This window comes from Klebsiella sp. Q11 (assembly GCF_964241505.1).
Lineage (GTDB): Bacteria > Pseudomonadota > Gammaproteobacteria > Enterobacterales > Enterobacteriaceae > Klebsiella > Klebsiella michiganensis.
In genome coordinates, this window is the sequence record NZ_CAXSXW010000001.1 from 217,462 (window position 1) to 238,873 (window position 21,412).

The 21,412-nt window shown below is 53.6% G+C and carries 20 protein-coding genes; 10 read left to right on the forward strand and 10 right to left on the reverse strand.

Annotated elements, in window-relative coordinates; translation table 11 throughout:
• The first annotated feature begins 8 nt into the window (after positions 1-8).
• Positions 9-182, forward strand: coding sequence for a pleiotropic regulatory protein RsmS (gene rsmS, locus ACESQ2_RS00960; protein ID WP_014228211.1), 174 nt, complete (start codon positions 9-11; stop codon positions 180-182).
• Positions 183-248: 66 nt separating this feature from the next.
• Positions 249-1,172, forward strand: a complete 924-nt coding sequence (locus ACESQ2_RS00965; RefSeq protein WP_064358000.1) for an Rpn family recombination-promoting nuclease/putative transposase — start codon at positions 249-251, stop codon at positions 1,170-1,172.
• 35 nt (positions 1,173-1,207) lie between these two features.
• Here the strand turns inward: ACESQ2_RS00965 and mscK are convergent, their stop codons facing one another.
• Together mscK and acrR are read right to left on the reverse strand one after the other, a co-directional pair.
• On the reverse strand, positions 1,208-4,549 hold the full coding sequence (gene mscK / locus ACESQ2_RS00970; protein WP_014228209.1) for a mechanosensitive channel MscK: 3,342 nt from the start codon (positions 4,547-4,549) through the stop codon (positions 1,208-1,210).
• 130 nt (positions 4,550-4,679) lie between these two features.
• Entirely contained in the window at positions 4,680-5,330 is a 651-nt protein-coding gene (acrR, locus tag ACESQ2_RS00975) for a multidrug efflux transporter transcriptional repressor AcrR (protein ID WP_014228208.1), read from the reverse strand.
• Between the two features lie 142 nt (positions 5,331-5,472).
• Here acrR and acrA point away from each other — a divergent pair, with 142 nt between their 5' ends.
• From acrA to maa, 5 genes are all read left to right on the forward strand, one after another.
• A complete protein-coding gene (acrA, locus tag ACESQ2_RS00980; protein WP_004136054.1) occupies positions 5,473-6,666 on the forward strand; it encodes a multidrug efflux RND transporter periplasmic adaptor subunit AcrA in 1,194 nt (397 codons plus the stop codon).
• Positions 6,667-6,688: 22 nt separating this feature from the next.
• Positions 6,689-9,835, forward strand: a complete 3,147-nt coding sequence (gene acrB, locus ACESQ2_RS00985; RefSeq protein WP_014228207.1) for a multidrug efflux RND transporter permease subunit AcrB — start codon at positions 6,689-6,691, stop codon at positions 9,833-9,835.
• A 480-nt stretch (positions 9,836-10,315) separates the two neighbouring features.
• The gene (gene tomB, locus ACESQ2_RS00990) at positions 10,316-10,690 is read left to right on the forward strand and encodes an Hha toxicity modulator TomB (protein ID WP_004129911.1); all 375 of its coding nucleotides are present in this window, start codon (positions 10,316-10,318) and stop codon (positions 10,688-10,690) included.
• Positions 10,691-10,716: 26 nt separating this feature from the next.
• Positions 10,717-10,935, forward strand: coding sequence for an HHA domain-containing protein (locus ACESQ2_RS00995; protein ID WP_004099646.1), 219 nt, complete (start codon positions 10,717-10,719; stop codon positions 10,933-10,935).
• Between the two features lie 162 nt (positions 10,936-11,097).
• Positions 11,098-11,664: a maltose O-acetyltransferase gene (gene maa / locus ACESQ2_RS01000; RefSeq protein WP_373170101.1), complete on the forward strand. Its 567-nt coding sequence runs from the start codon at positions 11,098-11,100 to the stop codon at positions 11,662-11,664.
• Here the strand turns inward: maa and ACESQ2_RS01005 are convergent.
• Positions 11,636-11,770, reverse strand: a complete 135-nt coding sequence (locus ACESQ2_RS01005) for a hypothetical protein (RefSeq protein ID WP_223226764.1) — start codon at positions 11,768-11,770, stop codon at positions 11,636-11,638. The two genes, maa and ACESQ2_RS01005, sit on opposite strands and share 29 nt — an antisense overlap.
• Positions 11,771-11,790: 20 nt before the next feature.
• On the opposite strand from ACESQ2_RS01005, the gene ACESQ2_RS01010 reads away from it, so the two are divergent.
• Positions 11,791-12,261, forward strand: coding sequence for a YlaC family protein (locus ACESQ2_RS01010; protein ID WP_014228205.1), 471 nt, complete (start codon positions 11,791-11,793; stop codon positions 12,259-12,261).
• Here the strand turns inward: ACESQ2_RS01010 and ACESQ2_RS01015 are convergent.
• On the reverse strand, positions 12,236-13,690 hold the full coding sequence (locus ACESQ2_RS01015) for a PLP-dependent aminotransferase family protein (RefSeq protein ID WP_373170132.1): 1,455 nt from the start codon (positions 13,688-13,690) through the stop codon (positions 12,236-12,238). The genes ACESQ2_RS01010 and ACESQ2_RS01015 overlap by 26 nt on opposite strands.
• A 101-nt stretch (positions 13,691-13,791) precedes the next feature.
• Here ACESQ2_RS01015 and ACESQ2_RS01020 point away from each other — a divergent pair, with 101 nt between their 5' ends.
• Positions 13,792-14,490 carry a GNAT family N-acetyltransferase gene (locus tag ACESQ2_RS01020; protein ID WP_046876980.1) on the forward strand — a complete coding sequence of 233 codons (699 nt, stop codon included), beginning with the start codon at positions 13,792-13,794 and terminating at the stop codon, positions 14,488-14,490.
• Here ACESQ2_RS01020 and ykgO read toward each other — a convergent pair.
• The 3 genes from ykgO to ACESQ2_RS01035 all read right to left on the reverse strand — a co-directional run bounded on the left by ykgO (position 14,487) and on the right by ACESQ2_RS01035 (position 16,076).
• Complete coding sequence (gene ykgO / locus ACESQ2_RS01025) at positions 14,487-14,627, reverse strand: type B 50S ribosomal protein L36 (protein ID WP_003859006.1); 141 nt, start codon at positions 14,625-14,627, stop codon at positions 14,487-14,489. The two genes, ACESQ2_RS01020 and ykgO, sit on opposite strands and share 4 nt — an antisense overlap.
• Complete coding sequence (locus ACESQ2_RS01030; RefSeq protein ID WP_004848323.1) at positions 14,627-14,890, reverse strand: type B 50S ribosomal protein L31; 264 nt, start codon at positions 14,888-14,890, stop codon at positions 14,627-14,629. Before ACESQ2_RS01030 ends, ykgO begins: the two co-directional genes overlap by 1 nt.
• A gap of 112 nt (positions 14,891-15,002) precedes the next feature.
• Positions 15,003-16,076: a LacI family DNA-binding transcriptional regulator gene (locus ACESQ2_RS01035; RefSeq protein WP_009653595.1), complete on the reverse strand. Its 1,074-nt coding sequence runs from the start codon at positions 16,074-16,076 to the stop codon at positions 15,003-15,005.
• 269 nt (positions 16,077-16,345) lie between these two features.
• On the opposite strand from ACESQ2_RS01035, the gene ACESQ2_RS01040 reads away from it, so the two are divergent.
• A complete protein-coding gene (locus tag ACESQ2_RS01040; RefSeq protein ID WP_014228201.1) occupies positions 16,346-17,617 on the forward strand; it encodes a maltoporin in 1,272 nt (423 codons plus the stop codon).
• Positions 17,618-17,740: 123 nt separating this feature from the next.
• Here ACESQ2_RS01040 and ACESQ2_RS01045 read toward each other — a convergent pair whose 3' ends face one another.
• The 3 genes from ACESQ2_RS01045 to ACESQ2_RS01055 all read right to left on the reverse strand — a co-directional run bounded on the left by ACESQ2_RS01045 (position 17,741) and on the right by ACESQ2_RS01055 (position 21,412).
• On the reverse strand, positions 17,741-18,055 hold the full coding sequence (locus tag ACESQ2_RS01045) for a glucose PTS transporter subunit EIIB (protein WP_057173779.1): 315 nt from the start codon (positions 18,053-18,055) through the stop codon (positions 17,741-17,743).
• Positions 18,056-18,120: 65 nt separating this feature from the next.
• The gene (locus ACESQ2_RS01050) at positions 18,121-20,178 is read right to left on the reverse strand and encodes a beta-galactosidase (protein ID WP_373170102.1); all 2,058 of its coding nucleotides are present in this window, start codon (positions 20,176-20,178) and stop codon (positions 18,121-18,123) included.
• A gap of 31 nt (positions 20,179-20,209) precedes the next feature.
• The gene (locus ACESQ2_RS01055; RefSeq protein WP_032694156.1) at positions 20,210-21,412 is read right to left on the reverse strand and encodes an arabinogalactan endo-beta-1,4-galactanase; all 1,203 of its coding nucleotides are present in this window, start codon (positions 21,410-21,412) and stop codon (positions 20,210-20,212) included.

Below are 21,412 nucleotides of genomic sequence, written 5' to 3' on the forward strand. Positions count from 1 at the left end.
GAAGAAGTATGTCGCTGGAAAATGCCCCTGACGAGGTCAAGCTGGCCGTCGATTTAATTATGCTGCTTGAGGAGAATAAAGTTCCTGCGCAAACCGTGCTAGCTGCGCTGGAAATTATCCGTCGAGACTATGAAAACAAAGTAAAAAGTGCGGAAGAGGCCTCGCAAAACGCACAGGAGTAGTCTGTTGGCGGATCTTTGGGGGTGGCAGAGTTGTCGCCTGCCCCTTACCACAACGGATAGATGCTCATGGAAAGATTCTCACGTACGCCGCACGATGCTATTTTTCGTCAAATGCTGGCCCAGAAAGAGGTCGCTCGCGATTTTTTACAGCTTTATCTTCCCGCGCAGTTTTTAAGTATCTGCGATCTCAATACGCTGCAGCTGGCTTCCGGCAGCTTTATCGAGGAAGACCTGCGATCCAGCTACTCCGACATTCTCTACTCCCTACAAACGCAGCACGGCGCGGGATATATCTACGCGCTGATTGAACATCAAAGCTCGCCGGATAAGCTGATGGCTTTTCGCCTGATGCGCTATACGCTGGCCGCCATGCAGCGCCACCTGGATGCCGGCCACAATACGCTGCCGCTGGTGGTCCCGATTCTGTTTTATCACGGCACCGTCAGCCCCTGGCCACATACGCTCAACTGGCTCCAGCTTTTTGACCATCCTGAGCTTGCCGGCGCGCTGTACGGCGGAGATTTTCCGCTGGTGGACCTGACCGTTATGCCAGATAATCATATCCTCCGCCACCAGCGTATGGCGATGCTGGAACTGTTGCAAAAGCATATCCGCCAGCGCGATCTGGCCGAACTGCAACCGATGCTGATTACGCTGCTGGCGCAAGGATATCTGACGGAAAACCAGATCAATACCCTCATCAGCTATATGCTGCAGGCGGGAACCACGGAAAAACCCGGGCCCCTGATTCGCGAGCTGGCGAAGCAGTCGCCCAGGCACAAGGAGCTACTGATGACAATTGCCGAATGGCTGGAAGAGAAAGGCCGTAAAAAAGGTAGAAAAGAAGGCAGACAGGAAGGTTTGCAGGAAGGCCGTAGAGAAATCTCGCGCAGCATTGCCCTGAAAATGCTCGCCTGCGGGCTGGAGCCGAAGATGGTGATGGAACTGACCGGTCTGAGCCAGGAAGAACTCTCCTCGCTCAGCCATTAACATCTGCGGGGCGGATACCCACCGCCCCGTTATGCTTAGCTTATCGCCGGGGAGGCATCGTCGCCCTTATCCCGCTTCACCTCTGTCACTTCATCGCCCTTCTCATTGCGCAGATGCACCTCCAGCTGGTTAAAGGCGATGTCAATATTGTTCTCGCGGCACAAACGATCGATAGCGCGGTTAAGCTCATCCACCGCATAGCTGCGATCGCGAAGTTCACGCACGTACAGGCGCAGTTCATGATCGAGCGTGCTGGCGCCGAAGGTGGTAAAGAAGACCGAGGGCGCGGGCTCTTGCATCACTTTCGGATGCTCATGCGCGGCCTGGAGCAGCACTTCTTTAACCTTATCCAGGTCGGAACCATAGGCCACGCCAAGGCGGATGACCACGCGGGTGACGGTGTCGGAGAGCGACCAGTTGATCAAGCGTTCCGTCACGAAGGCCTTGTTCGGGATAATGACCTCTTTACGGTCAAAATCGGTGATCGTCGTGGCGCGAATGCGGATTTTGCTGACGGTACCGGAGAAGGTACCAATGGTCACCGTATCGCCAATACGCACCGGGCGCTCAAAGAGAATAATCAGACCGGAAACAAAGTTACCGAAGATTTCCTGTAAGCCAAACCCTAAACCAACCGACAGGGCGGCCGCCAGCCACTGAAGTTTGTCCCACGAAACGCCCAATGAGCCAAATACCGTCATCGCGCCAATAACAATAATGGCGTAATTAAGGATGGTCGTAATTGCATACGACGCCCCCTGGCGCATATTGAGTCTCGATAGCACCAGCACTTCCAGCAGGCCCGGCAGGTTGCGGATTAACGCCCAGGCGACCATCGACGCGACAATCGCGAACAGCAGGCTGCCCATGGTGACGCTTTTCACGGCGCTGACGCCGGCTTCCGTACCGTTGTAATGCCACAGCGTAATACTGTCGAGATAGGCGAACACGGTGATCAGATCGGACCAAATCGCCCAGAACAGCACGGCAAACAGCGCAATCATCACCAGCATCGTAATACGCAGCGTTTGCTGGTTAACCTGCTCCAGGGCAATCGTCGGCTCTTCCTGGGGTTCGGCCCCTTCAGCGCCCTCTTTAACCAGATGCTGACGACGCGCCAGCGCACGGCGCCAGGCAATACGCCGGGCGGCCACACTCAGGCCGCGCAGAACGGTCTGGTACAGCAGGTTCCACAGCATCACCAGGTAAACGGTTTCAATCCAGCGGCCGGCCAGACGCAGCGTCGTGTAGAAGTAGCCGGTTGCCGTCAGCACCATCAGGGCGATGGGCACAATCGATAGCACGGTGACGGTGATAAGGCGCAGGCTGTGGGACTCTTTATCACGCCAGCTCTCGCGGCACATCGGCAAAACAAGCACCGCAATCAGCAGCAGGTTGAGGAAAATAACAAACTGCCCGAGCACGTCATCCATCAGGTGCAGCGGCGACAGCTCCGACATCACCGACCAGAAATTGAGCGGCAGCAGCGCAAGGCTGACGCGGACAATCTGCCGCCGCCAGTGGCTGGTCAACTGCGACGGCATATTAAAGTGGCGCACCGCCACGCCGTCTTTTTCCAGCACCTTCCAGCACAGGCCAAACACCAGCCAGAACAGCGCCAGCTTCTTACTATAGGCCCACAGCAAATCGCTGATATTCAGCTGCATGGTCAGCAGAATCAGGCCAATGGCCAGAATCACCAGCACCACAGGCAGCGCGCGGATCAGATCGATAAGAATCGCTTTCGGCGTATGAAGCTGAGTGTCATTGCGCAGTTGCCCCACCTGTGAAGCCAGCTTCGCCTGATACGCTTTCAGCCAGTTAAGGCGCCAGCGAATCAGACCGGCAATCAGCAGCAACGGCAGGCCGGCAAGGAAAGCGATAAATACCGCAGGCCAGGCTTTTTCCCAGTTTACGGTGATTTTCATCGCCTTAAACTGCCCTTTCAGCGCTTCCGGGAAGGCTTTAACCCACTCCCAGTCCATCGGACGGTTACTGTTTACCCAAAAAATCTGCTGCGTCAGAATGGCTTTCAGGTTGGTCGACACGCTCATTAACTGCTGCTGATTGATCTGCAGGTTAATGGCCATCATCAGCTGGTTACCCAGCTGTTTGTTGAACTGATCGAGCAGCTCCCGGCGCATATCAACGATTTCGAGAAGCGCGCTATGCACTTCGGCATTGACATCGCTGCTGTGCCCTTCCTCCAGCTTCGCGACGTACGCATCGCTCTGGAACAACGCATCGCGCTGCTGGTTAACCTCAAACTGTTCGAGGCGCAGGTCGGCGATGCGGTTCGTCATATCGCTCAGCTCCTCCGCAGAGGGCAGCGTTTGCTGCTGCTGATAAAGGATACGCGACAGCAGCAGGCTGCCTTTCAGCACGGAAATCTGCTCTTTTATGTCACGCTCGGATTGCAAAGCGCGATCGAGCCAGGTCTTCACTTTGATGTTGCGCTGAACCAGCTGATTACCATTTTCCGTCGCCGAAATCAGTCTTTCGCTAAGCTGGTGGTTAATCTCCAGCTCCTGCTTCACCAGCGGGTTTGCCTGAATACGCGCCGTTTCGTCCGGGGAAACCGCTTCCTGAGCCGTCTTTTCCGTCAGCGTCAGGCGCTTGCTATTCACCGCTTCCTGCAATAACTGAAGCTGGTGTTCAAGACGGTTGCTGTAGGCGGTGATGTAATCACGCTGCTTTTGCAGGGTATCCTGCAGGACCGTGTTACCTTCCAGGCTTTTGCGCTGCTGGTCTATCTGCGCATTCAGCAGAGCCTGCTGAGCCAGCAGCAAACTCTGCTGGGTAGGACGCAGCGTCTCCTCGCCCGTCGAGGTGCCATTCAGGCGGTTACGGATCTGCTGCAGCTGCTGCGAAGCGGAGTACATCGCATTCTGCACACGTTCCGGCTGGGTTTGTAGGGAGACTAACTGGCTGTTATAGGTTGCCAGATCGTTCTGCGCGTTTTGCAAATCGTCCAGCGTCTGAGAGACGCGTGATTCCAGCTGACGTAGCGATAACGTGCTCAACGTTTTACGCGTCGCCTCATCATCGGGAACATCGCTTAGCGCGTTGAGGCTATCGATAGCCTGATTCATTTTCGCTGGCGCCTGAGCCACCTGCTGACGCAGCTGCGTCGTTTCCGACTTAATGCGTTCGATTTTATCGAGGGTTTCCAGGGTCTGGGTCAGGTCCTGCTGAACCAGCTTGTCCTGCGGAGTCAGCTCTTTTTGCTTATTCAGCGTCGTAAGCTGGCTTTGCACCTCGGAGCGTTCGGGTAAGTCAGCCGCCAGCGCCGTGTTAACGCTAATACAGCCGATAAAAAACATCAGGGTAAGAACAAAAGCGGATATGGCGTTTCGCCAACGGATAGTATGCAGCATAGTGTTAACATGAGTGATTGCAAAAGCCGGAGAATACCGGGGATCGTCGCAGCGCGAAGAATAGCACTTCTGTTATCGCGCGAATAGCGGCGGACAGCAGGAAAAATACCCCTTTTGTCCGCGAGGATACTTAAGCTTCCGCGCCTTCAGAACTGCGCAAGGAGGGGCATAATTGATACATTTCAAGCAGCGTTTCGACATATGCCCGCGCTTCATGCTGCAGATCGAAAGCGTTGGGCGCCAGCAGCCAGTTCTCCATCAGGCCAGAAAGATAGCTGCGCATTAAAATCGCCGCCCGCCGGGTGAGTAAATTGGCGGGCAGCATCTTCGCCGCAATGCACTCGTTTAATGTCTGCTCGATACGATCGTAGCTCTCAAGGCATAAACTTCGCTGCGCTTCTTGCAGCGTGACCATCTCTCCGACGAACTCGCATTTATGGAAAATGATTTCCATCATCAAGCGCCTGCGTTTTTCTGTCACCGTTGCTTCAAGGATATACACTAAGATCTCTCTGACAACTGACAGTGGATCGTTGGGGAATTTTGCCCGATACTCAACTTCGAGATCGTTGATGTTGGCTTCTGAAAGCACCCATATTTCATTAAATAAATCTGATTTATTTTTGAAATGCCAATAGATAGCGCCCCTCGTCACACCGGCCTCTTTTGCAATTGCGGCCAGCGAGGTGGATGATACGCCTTGCTGCGAAAACAGACGCAGAGCAACATCCAGAATATGTTGCCGGGTCTCAAGCGCCTGTTGTTTGGTTTTTCGTGCCATAGGTCGATGAGTTTACAGAGGTTACGTTTACATACATTTGTGAATGTATGTACCATAGCATGACCATAATAGAAACACAGCAGTGGGTTTGTGGTCGATTGAGCCACTGAACAATTTGAAATTGGACACTCGAGGTTTACATATGAACAAAAACAGAGGGTTAACGCCTCTGGCGGTCGTTCTGATGCTCTCAGGCAGCTTAGCGCTAACAGGATGTGACGACAAACCGGCTCAGCAAGGAGCCCAACAAATGCCGGAAGTCGGTATTGTGACGCTCAAATCCGCTCCTCTACAAATTACTACCGAACTGCCAGGCCGTACCAGCGCCTATCGCGTTGCGGAAGTTCGTCCTCAGGTCAGTGGCATTATTCTTAAACGTAACTTCACCGAAGGGAGCGATATCCAGGCAGGGGTGTCTCTTTATCAAATCGATCCGGCGACCTATCAGGCCACTTATGAAAGCGCGAAAGGCGATTTAGCCAAAGCGCAGGCCGCGGCAAATATGGATCAGCTGACGGTTAAACGTTATCAGAAACTGTTAGGCACTAAGTACATCAGTCAACAGGATTACGATACTGCCGTCGCGACCGCGCAACAGAGCAACGCCGCCGTGGTTGCCGCCAAAGCAGCGGTTGAAACCGCGCGCATTAATCTGGCCTACACCAAAGTCACCTCGCCAATCTCAGGCCGCATTGGTAAATCCGCAGTCACGGAAGGTGCTCTGGTGCAAAACGGCCAAACCACCGCCCTGGCGACCGTGCAACAGCTGGATCCTATCTATGTTGACGTGACGCAATCGAGCAACGATTTCCTGCGTCTGAAACAAGAGCTGGCCAACGGCAAGCTGCAGCAGGAAAACGGCAAAGCGAAGGTTGAGCTGGTGACGAACGACGGTCTGAAATACCCGCAGAACGGTACGCTGGAGTTTTCTGACGTCACCGTTGATCAGACCACCGGTTCTATCACGCTGCGCGCCATTTTCCCGAACCCGGATCACACTCTGCTGCCGGGGATGTTCGTCCGCGCGCGTCTGGAAGAAGGCGTCAACCCGGATGCGCTGCTGGTTCCTCAGCAGGGCGTAACCCGCACCCCGCGCGGCGATGCCAGCGCGATGGTCGTCGGCGAAGGTGATAAAGTCGAAGTTCGCCAGATTACCGCCACTCAGGCTATTGGTGATAAATGGCTGGTCACCGAAGGGCTGAAAACGGGCGATCGCGTCATCATCACCGGTCTGCAAAAAGTCAGACCTGGCGTGCAGGTTAAAGCGCAGGAAGTCGTTTCTGACGATAAACAGCAAGCCGCAGGCAACGCTCAGTCAGAACAACCTAAGTCTTAACTTAAACAGGAGCCGTTAAGACATGCCTAATTTCTTTATCGATCGCCCCATATTTGCGTGGGTGATCGCCATTATCATCATGCTGGCTGGGGGGTTATCGATCCTCAAGTTGCCGATAGCGCAATATCCGACGATTGCGCCGCCGGCAATTTCCATTACAGCCATGTACCCCGGTGCCGATGCTGAAACCGTGCAGAACACCGTGACCCAGGTTATCGAACAGAACATGAACGGTATCGATCACCTGATGTACATGTCTTCAAATGGCGACTCCACCGGTACAGCAACCATCACCCTCACCTTTGAATCCGGTACCGATCCGGATATCGCCCAGGTACAGGTACAGAACAAGCTGGCGCTGGCAACGCCGCTGCTGCCGCAAGAAGTTCAGCAGCAGGGTATTAGCGTTGAAAAGGCATCCAGCAGCTTCCTGATGGTTGTCGGCGTTATCAATACCAACGGCACCATGAATCAGGATGACATTTCTGACTATGTTGCCGCCAACATGAAGGATTCGATTAGCCGTACCAGCGGCGTCGGTGACGTACAGCTGTTCGGTTCCCAGTACGCGATGCGTATCTGGATGGATCCGAACAAGCTTAATAACTTCCAGCTGACGCCGGTTGACGTGATCAGCGCCCTGAAAGCGCAGAACGCCCAGGTTGCAGCAGGACAGTTAGGCGGTACTCCACCGGTGAAAGGTCAGCAGCTGAACGCCTCCATCGTGGCGCAGACCCGTCTGACCAATACTGAAGAGTTCGGCAACATTCTGCTGAAGGTTAACCAGGATGGTTCCCAGGTGCGTCTGCGCGATGTCGCGAAGATTGAGCTGGGTGGCGAAAGCTACGACGTCGTTGCGAAGTTTAACGGTCAGCCCGCGTCCGGTCTGGGTATTAAGCTCGCGACCGGCGCGAACGCGCTGGATACCGCCAACGCCATTCGTGCCGAACTGAAGAAAATGGAACCTTTCTTCCCGTCAGGCCTGAAGATTGTTTACCCGTATGACACCACCCCCTTCGTGCAGATCTCCATTCACGAAGTGGTGAAAACGCTGGTTGAAGCCATCATTCTGGTGTTCCTGGTGATGTACCTGTTCCTGCAGAACTTCCGCGCAACGCTGATTCCGACTATCGCCGTGCCGGTCGTACTGCTGGGGACGTTCGCTATCCTCGCGCTGTTCGGCTTCTCGATAAACACCCTCACCATGTTTGGTATGGTGCTCGCCATAGGCCTGCTCGTGGATGACGCCATCGTGGTGGTAGAAAACGTCGAGCGTGTAATGGCCGAAGAAGGGCTACCGCCGAAGGAAGCCACGCGTAAATCAATGGGCCAGATTCAGGGCGCGCTGGTGGGTATCGCGATGGTGCTTTCCGCGGTATTTATCCCGATGGCCTTCTTCGGCGGTTCTACCGGTGCGATTTACCGTCAGTTCTCGATCACTATCGTTTCCGCGATGGCGCTGTCGGTACTGGTGGCACTGATTCTGACCCCGGCGCTCTGCGCCACGATGCTGAAACCCATCCAGAAAGGCAGCCATGGCGCCACCACCGGCTTCTTCGGTTGGTTTAACCGCATGTTCGATAAGAGCACGCATCACTACACCGATAGCGTAGGCAATATCCTGCGCAGTACCGGCCGTTATCTGGTGCTGTACCTGATCATCGTTGTCGGCATGGCCTGGCTGTTCGTTCGTCTGCCAAGTTCGTTCCTGCCGGACGAAGACCAGGGCGTCTTCCTGAGCATGGCGCAGCTGCCTGCTGGCGCAACTCAGGAGCGTACCCAGAAAGTTCTGGATGAGATGACCGACTACTATCTCACCAAAGAGAAAAACAACGTTGAATCGGTATTCGCCGTAAACGGCTTTGGTTTCGCGGGTCGTGGGCAAAACACCGGTATCGCGTTCGTTTCTCTGAAGGACTGGAGCCAGCGTCCGGGCGAAGAGAACAAAGTTGAGGCGATTACCGGTCGCGCAATGGGGTATTTCTCGCAGATTAAAGACGCAATGGTCTTTGCCTTTAACCTGCCGGCAATTGTTGAACTGGGTACCGCAACGGGCTTTGACTTCCAGCTGATCGACCAGGCGGGACTGGGCCATGAAAAACTGACCCAGGCACGTAACCAGCTCTTTGGTATGGTCGCGCAGCATCCTGACGTCTTAACCGGCGTGCGTCCAAACGGACTGGAAGATACTCCGCAGTTCAAAGTGGATATCGATCAGGAAAAAGCGCAGGCTCTCGGCGTGTCTATCAGCGACATTAACACGACGCTTGGCGCAGCATGGGGTGGTAGCTACGTCAACGACTTCATTGACCGCGGTCGCGTGAAGAAAGTGTATATCATGTCTGAAGCGAAATACCGTATGCTGCCGGAAGATATCGGCAACTGGTACGTACGCGGCAGCGATGGACAGATGGTGCCCTTCTCCGCCTTCTCGACTTCACGCTGGGAATACGGCTCGCCGCGTCTGGAGCGTTACAACGGTTTGCCATCAATGGAAATCCTCGGCCAGGCGACACCGGGCAAAAGTACCGGTGAAGCGATGAACCTGATGGAAGAGCTGGCGGGTAAACTGCCTGCGGGTATTGGCTATGACTGGACCGGTATGTCTTATCAGGAACGGTTGTCAGGCAACCAGGCACCAGCGCTGTACGCTATCTCGCTGATTGTCGTCTTCCTGTGCCTGGCGGCGCTGTATGAAAGCTGGTCGATTCCGTTCTCGGTCATGCTGGTTGTTCCGCTGGGGGTTGTGGGTGCGCTGCTGGCGGCTACCTTCCGTGGTTTAACCAACGACGTCTACTTCCAGGTTGGTCTGCTGACCACCATCGGCCTGTCGGCGAAGAACGCGATACTTATCGTTGAATTCGCCAAGGACCTGATGGATAAAGAGGGCAAAGGCCTGATCGAAGCCACGCTGGAAGCCGTTCGTATGCGTCTGCGTCCGATTCTGATGACCTCACTGGCGTTCATCCTTGGGGTCATGCCGCTGGTTATCAGCTCCGGCGCAGGCTCCGGTGCGCAGAACGCCGTCGGTACTGGCGTAATGGGTGGGATGGTGACCGCGACGGTGCTGGCGATTTTCTTCGTGCCGGTGTTCTTCGTGGTGGTTCGCCGCCGCTTTAGTAAGAAAAATGAGGATATTGAGCACAGCCATCCGGTTGAGCATCATTAATCTCTCCTCTCAGGGCCGCATTTGCGGCCCTTTTCTTTTGTTCCTCGTTAAAACGCACGGATTGTTATTGTCTAATTTATAAGCTGAGATATAATATTTAATGATGAGTCGCGGTGCTTATCTCCATTTTTTTTCCACAATTTTCTTTCCTGCGCCCCTAACTCAGAATATTCTTAATCACTGATTTTGTGTATGGTTGTCTCTCTATAACGGCTAAACGCGTCGGCTAACCTGATGAAATATAAGGTCAGTATTCGTTTTTTCCGAACGGGGTAACGGCACGATATAATAAAGTCCGAGGCATTGAAGATAAAAGGACGCTGATAATTGTAATTTTTCGTAATAGCACGATGAAATCTTTTTAAGAGTGGATTATAGTTAAACAGCAAGATTACAATGTATGTGTCAGGTCTGTTAGTCGTGTTCATCCCACAACGGTGTCGATAATCGTCGTTTAAACCACTCAAAAGGGGATGCGTTATGGACGAATACTCGCCAAAAAGACATGATATTGCGCAGCTTAAATTTCTCTGCGAAACCCTGTATCATGACTGTCTTGCAAACCTGGAAGAGAGCAACCACGGCTGGGTTAATGACCCGACCTCGGCTGTCAATCTTCAACTTAATGAATTGATCGAGCACATTGCTGCGTTCGCACTTAATTATAAAATTAAGTACGCAGAGGATAATAAGCTGATTACCCAGATTGATGAATATCTGGATGACACTTTCGTCTTGTTCAGCAACTACGGCATTAACAGCGCAGATCTGCAGAAATGGCGTAAATCTGGCAATCGGTTATTCCGCTGTTTTGTCAACGCCAGTCGGGAAAACCCGGCCAGTCTTTCGTGTTAGTATTATTACAATCAAAAGGTGAATTTATGTCTGATAAAACATTAACCAAAATAGACTATTTGATGCGTTTACGACGCTGTCAGACAATTGATACGCTGGAGCGCGTAATTGAAAAAAATAAATATGAACTTTCCGATAATGAACTGGCGGTATTTTACTCAGCGGCCGACCATCGTCTTGCTGAGCTGACGATGAATAAACTGTATGACAAGATCCCCCCTTCAGTCTGGAAATTTATCCGCTAGTTTATTTCAAATGAAAGTCATACACCTCGTGCCGAAAACGCCCCTCTCTCGTGATGATAATAAGTGTGACAGTGCTCACAGATGTTGTCTCAATGTGAATATGAAACCGGTTTCTTTTTTATACTATGGCGGCCTAACGATAAGGAAATAAGGAAAGCCTCCATGAGTGAAGAGAAACAAAAAATGATTGCCGGCGAACTGTATCTGGCAGGTGACGCCACGTTGAAAGCCGATCGTCTGCGGGCCAGACAACTGCTGCACCGCTACAATCATTCGGCGCCTGAAGAACGTGAATTAAGAAACGCATTACTTTCTGAACTGCTTGGGCACGCGAGTGACGCGTATATCGAACCCACATTTCGCTGTGACTATGGCTACAATATCTTCCTCGGCAAAAATTTCTACGCTAACTTTGATTGCGTCATGCTTGACGTCTGTCCAATTCATATTGGCGATAACTGCATGCTGGCGCCGGGCGTGCATATTTATACCGCTACGCATCCCCTTGACCCTGTCGACCGCAATAGTGGTCAAGAGTACGGAAAACCCGTCATCATTGGCCATAATGTGTGGATTGGCGGCCGGGCAGTGATTAATCCAGGCGTCACTATCGGCGATAATGCCGTGGTGGCGTCGGGGGCCGTCGTAGTAAAAAATGTGCCGGCCAACGCCGTCGTCGGCGGAAACCCGGCACGGGTAATTAAAATGCTGGAGAGCGAAAAACGGTAACTGTTATGCTTTTCTGCAACCAATCTGTTACTTTCCCCATGGATTTACGCAACATAAAATAGCCTTCAGGCTGAGCCCGGTTTGTCACGCCTGGATACGGGCTCATGGCAGAATTTGGGGAATAAGATGACAGAAATACAGCTGCTGCTGAAGAGCACCATTGATGAGCTTAATGTGAAAGAGAAGCGCGACAACCGTCCGCGCTTTAGCATTAGCTTTATTCGCAACCATCCATGGCTTTTTGTCGCCATGTACGCGGCTTTCCTGGCCACGCTTATTGTGATGCTACGTTCCGAAACGCTGGTAGATTCTGTCTGGCTGTTAATTGTCTTATTTGTTCTGCTAAACGGTTTCTTCTTCTTCGACGTCTATCCGCGCTACCGTTATGAAGATATTGACGTTCTTGATTTCCGCGTGTGCTACAACGGTGAGTGGTACAACACCCGATTTGTCCCTGAGCAGCTGCTTGAACGCATCCTGCAATCGCCACGCGTCGGCGGCGAACAAAAGGCTCAGCTACAAAAAATGATCGCCACCAAAGGCGAACTCTCCTTTTACGATGTGTTTTCTCTTACCCGCGTCGGTCCAGCGCAATAAGACGGTTCAGCGTCCGTACCGCAGCCATAAAATGCGAGGCGGACGTATTACCGTAGCCCAGAACAAAGCCGCTTCGCGCCGTTTTTACATCGAGGTAAAAACGGCTTAACGCCCCGGGTGCCAGCTGAAACCGCCGGGCCTGCTGCACAATCGCCAGGTCATCCACGTTGTCGATAGCGACGGTCAGGTGCAGGCCCCCCTCGCCGCCAAACAGTTCATAAGGATGCCTGAGCTCTTGAGCCAGAATCTCCCGCAGCTGCTGCTGACGTTTGCGGTATAAACGGCGCATGGCGGCTAAATGACGTGCGTAGTGCCCCTCCTCAATGAACAACGCCAGCGCCCTCTGTTCGGCCCGATGGCCGCCGCGTAATAGCGAACCAATGGCGCCACGTGCGGCCTCCGCCAGCGCGGGAGGCATCACCATAAAGCCAATGCGCAGCGACGGAAATAGCGTTTTGCTGAATGTCCCCAGATAAACCACCGGCGCCTGCCTGGCCATCCCCAGCATGGCCGGAATAGGCTCACCGCTGTAGCGAAACTCGCTGTCGTAATCATCTTCAATAATCCAAGAATCATGCCGGCGGGCATACTCCAGTAGCGCCAGTCGCCTCCCGGCGCTCATCACTGCCCCGCAGGGGTATTGATGGGAAGGTGAAGTAAAGATCAATCGCGGCGCTTCACTATCATTATGACTATCAAAACGCATCCCTTCATGATCAACCGGCACGCCCTCTATATGAAGTCCGGATTTGAGAAAGATGCTTTTTGCTCCCGGATAGCCGGGTTCTTCTACCCAGGCCGTATCGCCAGCGACGCTCAGCAAATGCGTGCATAAATCGACGCCTTCCAGCGCACCTTCCGTAATCACAATCTGGCTGGCTTCACAGCGGATCCCCCGCGAGAGCGCAAGGTGGCGGGCAATGGCTTTGCGCAGTACGAGCTCTCCCTGCGCATCGCCGTAGCCCAATAATGCGCTTCCCTCTTCACGCAGTACGCGATCCAGGAGCCGGCGCCAGATGGAAAGCGGAAAGTAGTTAACCGCAGGCATTCCCGGCGTAAAGAGCAGCGAGGGTGAATCACGATGGATTGCCGCCGGTAATCCCTGTAAGTATTCAGGGAGTACAATATGGCGCGCCTCAACGTCCCCCTCTCCCTGAGCTCCTAAAGGCACGACGGACGTCCCCTGGCGGCTACGTAATAAATACCCCTCTATCGCCAGCTGCTCCAGCGCGCCGTTGACGGTGTTGCGCGACAGTCCCAGACGCTGGGCCATGGCGCGCGAGCCGGGTAAACGGCTATCACCTGCCAGCGCCCCCTGCAAAATCGCCTCGCGTAGTGTCTGATAGAGCGTACGCTGCAGGGTTCCACCTCCCCTGCCGCGCAGGGCCTGCTCCAGTAAAGCAAAAAAAGCATCATCCGGAATATTCATCATCGCTCCTCGTGGCACCATAAAAACATACTCCTGTGGCTCTTTTTATGGAACCAACAAGCGCCTAATCTCGCAGCATTCACCTGCCAAAGGAAAACCTCATGAGCCATCTTAATCAATTCGATCAACCCGTTGGCGCAGCCCTGCCCGACTGGCAGCCCCGTCCGCATCCTGAAAGGTTGAATCTGCAGGGCCGCCTTTGCCGGCTTGAGCCATTGCGCTCCACGCACGCCGGTGCGTTGTTTGACGCCCATCGGCTGGCCCCGGACACCCGAAGCTGGACGTGGCTGCTGCGTGAGCCGGATAACAGCGTAGAGGAATACCGCGCGTGGATAGAGCACGTTTCCGGGCAGGCCGATCCCATCCACTTTGCCGTGATAGATCAACGGACAGACCAGCCTGTTGGCTCACTGGCGCTGATGAGAATCGATGCTAAAAATGGCGTTGTTGAAGTCGGCCACGTTCACTTCTCGCCTTTACTAAGCCGGACGGCGATGGCCACCGAGGCCCAATGGCTGCTGATGCATTATATTTTTGCAACGCTCGGCTATCGTCGCTACGAGTGGAAATGCAACAGTTTGAACGAGCCTTCACGCCGGGCGGCGCTGCGGCTGGGATTTCAGTATGAGGGGCGTTTTCGTCAGGCGCTGGTGATAAAGGGCCACAACCGCGATACCGACTGGTTTTCGATTATCGATTCCGAGTGGCCGCATATTGACAAGGCAATGCGGCAGTGGCTGGCCGCCGACAACTTTAGCGCCGACGACCGGCAGTTACGAACGCTGGAGAGCTTCCGTTAACGTCTCTTCTTGCGCCCCTGGACGGCCTTAAAGCGAGGATTACTTTTGCAGATAACGTACAGCCGCCCTTTACGCTTGACGATCTGGCAATCCGGGTGGCGCTGTTTCGCGCTACGCAATGAGTTGAGTACCTGCATTATTTACTCCTTTTCGCATCAATAAAACCGCCGAAGCGCTGGCGGAAACGCGCGGTGCTGCCTTCATTGTTGAAGGCCTTCTGTTTGCCGGTGTAATACGGATGCGATTTGGAGGAGACATCGAGCGTTACGTAGGGATACGTCTCGCCTTCCAGCTCAATTTCGCGCTCGGTACGGATCGTTGATCCGACTTTGAAGTATTCGTTGGCGCTGGTATCGTGAAAAACCACCGTACGATAATGCGGATGAATATTGGGTTTCATAGCGACCTCAATCATTACGTTATAACATAACATTATGGTACGCCGGGTAAATACAAAGATCAACCCTGAGAATGGAAGGGGCTAAAGGGCGGCGCAGGCCGCCCGTTGCGGATTAAGGATTAAGCTGATGCGCCAGCGCTCTGAGCTGTTCGGCAATAGACTGCAGGTTTTTGCCCGGCTCAGTTTTCGGTCCGGTAGAGTGGCGCACGACCAGACGAGCCGGAAGGATAGAGGAAGTATGAGATGTCTCGCGATCGCCGCTATCGAGAAGGCGCCGGACGGCCTCTTTTCCTTGTAAATCAAGATCCAGCGAAACGGTGGTGAGCGCCGGGTAAAAGAACGAACTCTCATAGGTGTCATCATAACCAATAACCGATTTTTCCCCCGGAATCGGCACCTGATGTTGGTGAAACGCGCTCAGTACGCCCAGCGCCATCTGATCGTTACCCACCAGAACGGCGGTAAAGTTTGGCGTCTCCCGCAGCATTTGCAGCGCGCCGGCATAGCCGCTCTGCGCATCCCAGTTACCGCGAATCACCGTGACCGGCTGCAGGCCATATCCCTCAAGGGTCTCAATCCAGCTTTTCAGACGCAGTTTGGCCGATACCGAGCTTTCCGGGCCGGCTAGCAGCGCGATCTCCCGATGCCCCATTTCATAGAGATATTTGACGCTGGCCCGGGTACCATCAGCCGGGTTAAACGAAACGTTAAACACGGAGCTGTAGGGGTCAACATCTAAAAACAGACAGACGATATCATCGTTATCAGCGGCAATTTTTTGAGCCAGTTCAGTCTCCAGCGGCACGTTGATGATGACCTTATCCACCAGCTGAGACTTCAGTTCATTAATGGAATCTTGAATACTTTGGTTGACGCTCTCATCGATCATGGAGATGAGCACCTGATAGCCTTCCACATTCGCATAGCGTTTTACCGCAGCAGCCACCTGAGAAGGCGCGTGCAATGCGAGGGAGATGGTGACCAGGCCCACGGTGCGGCTTTGCTTTCCTACCAGCTGTTGCGCCAGGCGGTTTGGGACATAGCGCAGCTCCTCGATGGATTTCTCCACCTTGCTGCGTGTGGCTTTGGATACATTAGCAGATTTGTTGAGCACTCTGGACACGGTCTGATAGGAGACGCCCGCATGGCGAGCAACGTCTTCTAAGGTCGCGCTTTTAGACTTCATAGTCCGGTTCCTTATGTTGTTATCCCTGGATTGTAACAGGGGCAATGTGAAAAAACGCTCATCGCCGCGTCCCTCGAACCACAATCATCAAAAAAAGTATTACGCTCACAATACAACAAATTGTGAATAGACTCACTACTCGTAACAAAACCCGCCAATTTATTTGCAGTTAATCACACTATAGCGATCATTCAATTGCCTGAATTCGGGTTTAGGCATTTTATGACATCGGTTATGTGAACGTAATACAAAACAATAAGAGGATAGACATGAACACTACGCTGCGCACACTCTCCGCTGCGTTGGCCGCTGCGCTGATTTCACCATCCGTGTTTGCTGCTTCCGCCACGCTTCCGGGTATCGATTTTCATGGCTATATGCGCGCCGGGGTTGGGGTCTCCGGCGACGGTAGTCAGGCCGAATGGCAAAAAAACAAAATTGGCCGTCTGGGTAACGAGTCCGATACCTACGGCGAGCTGGAGCTGGGATCAGAGGTCTATAAGAAGAATGACGTGAGCTTCTATCTTGATAGCATGGTCAGCATGGTTTCTGACGGTTCTAACGATAACGAAACCACGCTCGATGATGATGCCCAATTCGGCCTGCGCCAGCTCAACCTGCAAATCAAAGGGCTGGTCCCCGGCGATCCGAACGCGGTCATTTGGGGCGGTAAACGCTACTACCAGCGCCACGATCTCCACATCATTGATACCAAATACTGGAACATTTCCGGATCCGGTGCCGGGATCGAAAACTATACGCTCGGCCCGGGGGCCGTTTCATTTGCCTGGATCCGCGGCGATGCCAATGACGTCGACTATCGCGTCGATGGCGACAGCAACGTCAACATTAACTACCTCGACCTGCGCTACGCAGGCTGGAAGCCGTGGGCCGGTTCGTGGACCGAATTTGGTATCGACTACGCGATGCCGAATACCACTAAAAAGCAGGACTCCTACGGTGGTCTATACGATGCTGAAAACGGCGTCATGCTAACCGGTGAAATCAGCCAGGATATGCTGGGTGGTTACAACAAAACGGTGCTGCAGTACGCCAACAAAGGGCTGGCGCAGAACATGGTTTCCCAGGGCGGCGGCTGGTACGACATGTGGAACTACGTCAATGACGCCACCGGATACCGCGTGATTAATACCGGTTTAATTCCGATTACCGAAAAGTTCTCCATTAACCACGTTCTCACCTGGGGCTCCGCGGACAACATCACCGATTACACGGATAAAACGCGCATGCTGTCGCTGGTGGCTCGTGGGCAGTATCAGTTCACCGAATACGTGCGCCTGATTGGCGAAGTGGGCGGCTTTTACCAAAAAGATAGCTACAAGAACAATACTGATTATAAGCAGGCCGGTGAGAAATATACCATCGCGCTGGGCCTGGCCGATGGCCCTGACTTTATGTCTCGCCCGGAACTGCGCATTTTCGCTTCGTATCTGAATGACTCTGAAAACGGTAAACCGTTCGAAGATCAAACTGCCAATAATACGTGGAACTTTGGTGTACAGGTCGAGGCCTGGTGGTAGTCGTCATTTAACTGTTTTATCTCCAGCTGTAAGGTCGTTAATTACCCTCCGGTAATCATTATTGCCATTGAATGCTTTGTTTTCTTTTCGGGATAACTCATTATTGCGTTATCCCGTTTTATTTTATTTACGGCTGGCAAAGTGTTCGTCAAGTAATTGACGCAAAGCATCCGACTGTTTACCGAAAATAGCATGCACCTGCTGCCCAAGGATAATAACGCCAAGCGCTCCCTGCTGCTGTAGCCCCTGAGAGTCAACAATCGACAGATTATTCACCGTGACGCGTAAGCGGGTGATACAGGCGTCAACGTTGACAATATTCGCCTCGCCGCCAAAAGCCTGAATTAAACGTTCAATCTGTTGTTGTTCCGCCTGGCTTAACGTTACCGCCGGACGAGACTGGGAGAAATAATTCAGAAAGGATTTTAAACTCACCATAATAGACTCCTGATAAGCAGATAAAAAAACGCCTGCTCTTGCGAGCAGGCGTGGATAGAGAAAAATTACGCGTGACGACTGAGGATGCGGCAATCCCACGCTTTTAAGGTTAACGGCGCGTTCAGTGCCGTGCCGGTGAGGCTGTCCTGATAGCCCTGCGGTAAGGTCACCTGCTGCTGCTGCGCGCTGTAGTTTTGCAGGAATACGTAGGTGGTTTCACCGTCCGTCCGTGCGGTCGCCACCACGCCCGGCGGGAAATCGGCCGCCACCGCACGTGGCAGCGACAGCTCTTTACTTATGGCGGTGAAGAAGTCCCGCTGGAAAGCCAGATCGTTGCGCGAAGCGACGTGCCAGGCCTTACCTTTACCCACGTGATTGACGGTAACCGCCGGTCTTCCCGCGTAAAAATCATCGCGGTAGGTCGCCAGCGGCTGCGCCGTTTCGGCATGAATCAGTTCACACAGATGGCGTACCTGATACGGTCCCTGCAGGCCCCCTTCATTGCCCGCCAGCCCCTGTACCAGGTTGCGTTCGCCGTCGTTCAGGCAGTCAATCTCTTCCGCCCAAATGCCCAGCAGTTTACGCAGCGGGCCCGGGAAACCGCCGAGATGGCAGAGGTCGGACTCGTTCACTATGCCTGTCCAGTATGTTGTAACTAAATGGCCACCGTTAGCCACAAACGCTTCGGCGCGTTCGGCAAATCCCTCACGAACCATATACAGCATTGGCGCAATGACCAGTTGATAAGGACTCAGGTCAACGTCAGCATCGATAACATCAACCGCAATCCCCTGCTCCCAGAACGGACGATAATGTTCGTTGACGGTATTTTCATACTCCATGCCGAGATTTCGCGGCCCCTGTGCATCATCCAGCGCCCAGCGGTTTTGCTGGTCGAAGATAATCGCCACTTTCGCATCCGTCCGGCAGCCCACGACGCCCGGCAGCTGGCTTAGCATCTCGCCGAGCGCCGTCACTTCACGACCCACGCGCGTATCCAGATGACCGACATGATCGATAATCGCGCCATGAAACTTCTCAACCGAACCGCGGCTCTTACGCCACTGGAAGTACTGCACCGAATCCGCACCGTGCGCCACCGCCTGCAGAGAAGAGAGAATATGCATTCCCGGTTTCTTTAGCTTACTGGTCGGCTGCCAGTTGGTCGCGCTCGGGGTGGATTCCATTAATACAAACGGTTTGCCGCCCTTCAGGCTGCGCATCATGTCATGATACATGGCGGTGTAGCAGGCCAGCGTGGTTTCATCTTTATCACGGTGCCACATGGGGTAGCTGTCCCATGAGATAAAGTCCAGCACCTTCGCCAGTTGCCAGTAGTCGTAATCGTAGAAATACTCCATAAAGTTGGTTGTTACCGGCAGCGCAGCATTCGCCGCTTTCAGCGGCGCAATTTCGTGGCGGCAGAAGTCCGTCACCTGAGCGGTATTAAAGCGATGCCAGTCCAGGTTCAGACCATGAATGGAGACTTCCCCCTGCGGGGCCGGAGATTCGATCTGCGACCAGTCGCTGTAGGTGTGGCTCCAGAAGGTGCTCCACCAGGCGTGATTGAGGTTATCCAGCGTTTCATAGCGCGCTTTCAGCCAGTCGCGGAAACGCTCCTGGCACAGGCTACAGTGGCACTCTCCGCCGTATTCATTGGAGATATGCCAGCCCAGCACCGCGGGATGCTGCGAGTAGCGCTCCGCCAGCAGGGAATTTATTTTCAGGGTTTTATCACGGTAGACCGGCGACGACATACAGTGGTTATGACGTCCACCGTGCAGCGCAGGCACCCGATCGCGACCGACGCGCAGGACCTGAGGATATTTCTGCGACATCCAGGCCGGGCGCGCGCCGCTTGGGGTCGCGAGAAAGACATGAATGCCGGCGGCATAGAGTTTATCCAGGATACTGTCCAGCCAGCCAAACTCAAATACGCCTTCCAGAGGTTCAAGTTTCGCCCAGCTAAATATCCCTACCGACATGACATTACATTTTGCCTGCTGCATCATGGCAATATCTTTATCGATAATATCGGGATAGTTCTCCCACTGCTCCGGGTTATAGTCGGCGCCATGCAATAGCGCATTGACCTTCGGACTCAAAGGCGCAAATTTTTTCATAATAAACATCCTGAAGTGTAAAGCTGAATAATTAATTGAATACCTTCATCGACGGCAATGCTTTTCCCTGGCAATCAAACAGCGCCTGATTTTCCCGGGCATTCCCCTCTTTCCATTCATCATGGATATATTTCATTCCGGCAGGCGTCGCCCAGGTATTTCCCGGTACGGCAATCCACGTCGGCTCCCAATAAAAAATACCTTTACCGCGGTGGTCCGGTACGTCCGCAACGGCCTGCATTAAGTCGTGAATATAATTATATTGCCCCTGTACGGTGGCAGGATAACCGCCATCCTTTTCCTCTTTCGCCTGGAAACTATTTTCGGCGTTGTCGCAGTTTTCCAGGGTATAGGCGTAAGCGGCTTCCACCACTATCACGTCTTTGTTATAGCGCTTGCTGATATCGTCCATATTGGCTTTCAGCGCGCTAATCGGACCATTCCAGTAGGTGTACATCGACAGACCAATGATGTCGTAAGGCACGTTGCGCTTGCTGATTTCATCAAACCACCAGCGGAAGGTGTCGTTTTTCGTGCCTTCGGCCAGATGAAGCATAATTTTAATCTGCTCGCCGCCGGTGAGGTTTTCCTTCAGGCCGTCAATGGCGGCGTTAAGCAGCCCCGCCAGGCGATCGAACTCGCCGCCGCCCTGCCCCCAGCTTTTGCCCTCCGGCCACAGCATACCGCCGTTGATCTCGTTGCCGATCTGGACCATATCCGGCAGCACCCCCTCCTGCTTAAAGCGGGCAATCGTGTCGCGGGTGTAGTCGTGGATCGTGGTTTTCAGCTGCGGATAATCCATTTTCTCCCAGGCCTTCGGCTTGAACTGCTTGCCCGGATCGGTCCAGAAATCGCTGTAGTGAAAATCAAGCAGCAGCTTCATACCCTGCGCTTTTGCGCGCTTCGCCAGCGCCAGCGTCGCCGCCAGATCGTTATCGCCGCCGCCGTAGCGCTGACCCTGGGCGTCTTTTGGATCCACCCACAGGCGCAGGCGAACATAGTTCACGCCGTCGGCCTTCAGAATCGCGATCGGATCCTGCGGCTGATTGTTGTGGTTAAAGAACTTCGCGCCGTGCTTTTCCGCATCCAGCAGCGTAGAGATATCCGCGCCTTTAATAAAATCAGCGGGCATATTGCTAAACGCCTTCGTTTGCAGCGCATCTGCCGCCAGCGTACCGGCGGAAAAACAGCATGCCAGAGAAACAGCAAGCCACGCGGGTGTTAATCTTTTCAT